The sequence below is a fragment of the Citrobacter sp. Igbk 14 genome (genome assembly GCF_028069825.1).
Taxonomy (GTDB): Bacteria; Pseudomonadota; Gammaproteobacteria; order Enterobacterales; family Enterobacteriaceae; genus Citrobacter.
Map to the genome: position 1 here is coordinate 1 of NZ_JANEWM010000125.1, position 3,359 is coordinate 3,359.

Here is a 3,359-nt window from a genome sequence, read left to right on the forward strand (position 1 = left end):
TACATTATGCGCACCAATGGTAAGGATGGCAGAATCTGGCGGGAATCGTTGACACTGGCCGTCAACTGGCTACTATCGACAGTGATTCAAAATCATCCGTTTCTCCAAACGAATCAGAATCAAATGTCTGTCAGCAGTAAGTGAACGGCCTGACCTCACCAATCAGGCCTGTTCATCCAGTTAGTTGGTAAATCTGTACCTGATACACGAGAATCAAACACCACTTCTTCAGTGCCATCACCATGATGCCGGATAATCTGGTAACCGGATTGCGGGTTCTGGCTCTCAGCTTCATAAGCAGCCCGGAATGCTGGATCTTTGAGAAGCATCACTTTCAGCTCCTGATGTGTCATGAATTTTTCCATGATAAGCCCCGATGAATGCTGCCGCGCCGAATCAGCCATAACGCTGAAAATGGAAACTGTACGGCTTGGCCAACCCCGGACAGCAACAAAACAAGTTTTGTCACTGACCGGCGTTATCTTTCAAAACAGACAGTTAACGATTTTTTGTCTGGTGTTTATGCGTGAAATTTCGTGCGTACGAAATTCACCACCAATAAACAAACGGACGATGACTGACCGGAAAAGCAATGCCGTCAGCATCATGACCACGCATTACCTGATTGAGAAGCCTTCTGACTTCACGGCGCTCAGGCCTGGTCATCATCATATTGCGATACCAGGACGGCGATTTATCAAACCATCTGGCACAACTGGCAAAATGTGAACCTACACGACGATAAGACTTAAGGCGGCCACCGGGAAGTCGGTCACGCGCCTTATTTTTTACAGACATAATAAATCCTCTAAGTAACTGAATACCTAGAAGATGTCGTACTGTTCATACCCCATAAAAGTTAACGCCATAATAAAAATCCATACAATCAGTTCAGGTTGTCCCGGAACAGTTCACCGCTCCTCGCGGCGCTGCGGGGCGTCGCCCTGCTCCGGTCAACCTTTCTGACCTGAAGCATCACCATAATATCAGTCTTGTTGCTTTCACTGGTACGGGAACCGAAGAAGCTCCAGCCGGAACTGGCCTTACTGTCTTTCTGTTCAGCAAGGCCACCAAGTAAAATAATATCACCATCTGCAAGGCTGACTTCGGTTGTTACATCACGCTTGATAAGGGTTGGCGAGTTATTGACGCCGGTTTCAGTGGTCACAAAGTTGGAAAGCTGCTGCTGAATCTTGAGATCCATTGTCCGACTTTTGATTGATGGCGTCACGTTAAACAAAACACCGCTGGAACGATATTCAACGGATTGCGTGGTCGTATTGTTATTCACCGTAACACTGCCCAGTACTGGCACATCAGAGCCGACTGAAAAAGACGCTGAGGCATTATTTTTTACCCGCAGTCGTGGCGCACTGACAACAGTAAAACGACTGTCGGTTTTAAGCAGATTGAAAATGGCATCAATGGAGCCGGTTCGAATATTGATAAAATTATCCAGTCCGGCAGCACCAACTGAAATATTGAATTTATCAGACAGAATTTTAGCCGCTAAAAGAATGCCGGAGCCGTCAGACTGCGAGGTCTGAACCTCAAAAACATAACCAGAAACAACCACTTCATCACTCATCGTATCCAGCGAAGTGACCAGTGTTTTCAGGATGGCGATATCCTCTTTCGTACCATAATAAACCAGAATATCACCGGTTCGATTGATGTAGTTGCTTGCCCCTGATGAACCTTTTAGCGAATCGTCAGAAATTACGGCTCCACTGTTATTGAAGGAGCCTGAAACGTAGCCGCCAAGAATATCAGACAGGTAGGCAACAGAACGGTACTGAGGCGTATAAGTCCATGTATAACGTGGCTTAACCGGCTCTTTCGGCGTATAGGGCGCGATAAAATCAACACCCTTTTTCGTCCATATTCGAATGTTCATATTGCCAAGATAACGGGTTACAAATTCCCGTTCATCAATATCAGGTGTTAACCTGAATGTAATCATTCGTTCATCATTAACAAGCTGTGGATCTAGCATATACGGGACTTTAAGCACCTCACTGTAAATAAGAGAAATAGCCTCCGGTAGCTTGACTTTATTTAATTCAAGCTCTGACCCTGCGAAAGCACATGAAGAAAATAGTAGCGTTAATGCGAGTAAAATCTTTTTCATTATTTTTTCCCCGTATAAAGCGTCACACGCTCACCATCAATAATTCCGCTCATCAACATCCCTTTGTAATTAAAACTGGATGCAGGAACGGCACGCAAAACACCGGCACCGTTAACAAGAATCACAAACGCCCTGCCTTCACTGGTCATTCTCCCTGATATACGCCACTCGGTTGAAAGTGGCGGTTCAGCTGGTTCTGAGGGAGTATCTGGTGCTGGAGTAGCAGCGGAAGAACCAAACATGGCCGCATCACGTACATCTGTTGTAGCCAAATCTGGCGAGGGATCGCTTCGGCCAAACGTGCTGAAAAATGAGTAAATCAGCCAGCCTGACCCGATAAACATCAATGGAAAAAGCACAAGAAAGAACCTGACTTTGCCAGAATTCCAGATGCTCTGGCGTTTATCTGTCTGCTTTTCATTACCGTTATTTCCTTCATAGCTTTTGTAAAGTTCAAAAATATCAGGGTTATATTTATTGCGATAACTGGTGACGAGGTTGCTTTTATAGATTTTGTGGCCTGAATATACGTCAATGCAGTAATGATTATTCAGGCCCAACGCTTTCAGCTTGCGCATCCGGTAAGTTGTTTCTATTTTGTCTTTCAGAAAGCGAGCAATATTAGAAAGTGACTGATTTACAATAACCAAATCACAGCTAATACCCGTTTCAGGGTGCGTAAAATGACGATGTTCAGCAATAAATGATTTCTTCTCAGCCGTCATATCCTTATCGCTACCGAAGATTCGCCATGCTTCATCAATAACAATTAAATCACCAAACTGGCAAAAGCTCCCTTCCCCACCTTTAAAAGGAAAGAAATCTGCTTTAAGCACATCATCATTATCCACAACAATAATTTCTCCCGTTGCATCAGGATAACGTTCGGTGATTTTATCTTTTTGTAAACCATAAATGTTCGTCACAACTCTCCGGCCGCTGGTAAATGCAGGAATAATGACATTGCAAACGGCTTCATAACTTTTTCCTGAGCCGGGTATGCCAATATATGCAGAAATAGCCATAACTCACCCTATAACAGGAATACGTCGAATAATAAAACGAGTAGCCATTGCGGAGATAATCATACTAATCCCCTGTGGTAATTTACTCAGGTTAATGAAGTACCAGAATCCGTCTGATAAATTGGCAAACAGCGATGAGAGATTGCTTGAATCTGGCAGTAACTCAACAAGGATTTCAACGAAGCCCTGGACTACAAAATACA

The 3,359-nt window shown here is 44.2% G+C and carries 5 protein-coding genes; all 5 read right to left on the minus strand.

Going from position 1 to position 3,359, the window contains the following annotated elements:
• Positions 1-155: 155 nt before the first annotated feature.
• A complete protein-coding gene (locus NNN64_RS22620; RefSeq protein ID WP_001298440.1) occupies positions 156-353 on the minus strand; it encodes a hypothetical protein in 198 nt (65 codons plus the stop codon).
• A 196-nt stretch (positions 354-549) separates the two neighbouring features.
• A complete protein-coding gene (locus NNN64_RS22625) occupies positions 550-798 on the minus strand; it encodes a hypothetical protein (RefSeq protein ID WP_001399975.1) in 249 nt (82 codons plus the stop codon).
• 88 nt (positions 799-886) lie between these two features.
• The gene (locus NNN64_RS22630; RefSeq protein ID WP_000722136.1) at positions 887-2,131 is read right to left on the minus strand and encodes a type II secretion system protein GspD; all 1,245 of its coding nucleotides are present in this window, start codon (positions 2,129-2,131) and stop codon (positions 887-889) included.
• On the minus strand, positions 2,131-3,156 hold the full coding sequence (locus tag NNN64_RS22635; protein ID WP_271442859.1) for a zonular occludens toxin family protein: 1,026 nt from the start codon (positions 3,154-3,156) through the stop codon (positions 2,131-2,133). Before NNN64_RS22635 ends, NNN64_RS22630 begins: the two co-directional genes overlap by 1 nt.
• A 3-nt stretch (positions 3,157-3,159) precedes the next feature.
• Positions 3,160-3,359, minus strand: a 200-nt coding sequence (locus tag NNN64_RS22640; RefSeq protein WP_271442860.1) for a DUF2523 family protein, incomplete at its 5' end; no start/stop codon positions are given.

Coding starts and splice junctions, on each gene's coding strand:
- NNN64_RS22620 (WP_001298440.1), bottom strand. CDS start 353: ATGACACATCAGGAGCTGAAAGTGATGCTTCTCAAAGATCCAGCATTC.
- NNN64_RS22630 (WP_000722136.1), bottom strand. CDS start 2,131: ATGAAAAAGATTTTACTCGCATTAACGCTACTATTTTCTTCATGTGCT.
- NNN64_RS22635 (WP_271442859.1), bottom strand. CDS start 3,156: ATGGCTATTTCTGCATATATTGGCATACCCGGCTCAGGAAAAAGTTAT.
- NNN64_RS22625 (WP_001399975.1), bottom strand. CDS start 798: ATGTCTGTAAAAAATAAGGCGCGTGACCGACTTCCCGGTGGCCGCCTT.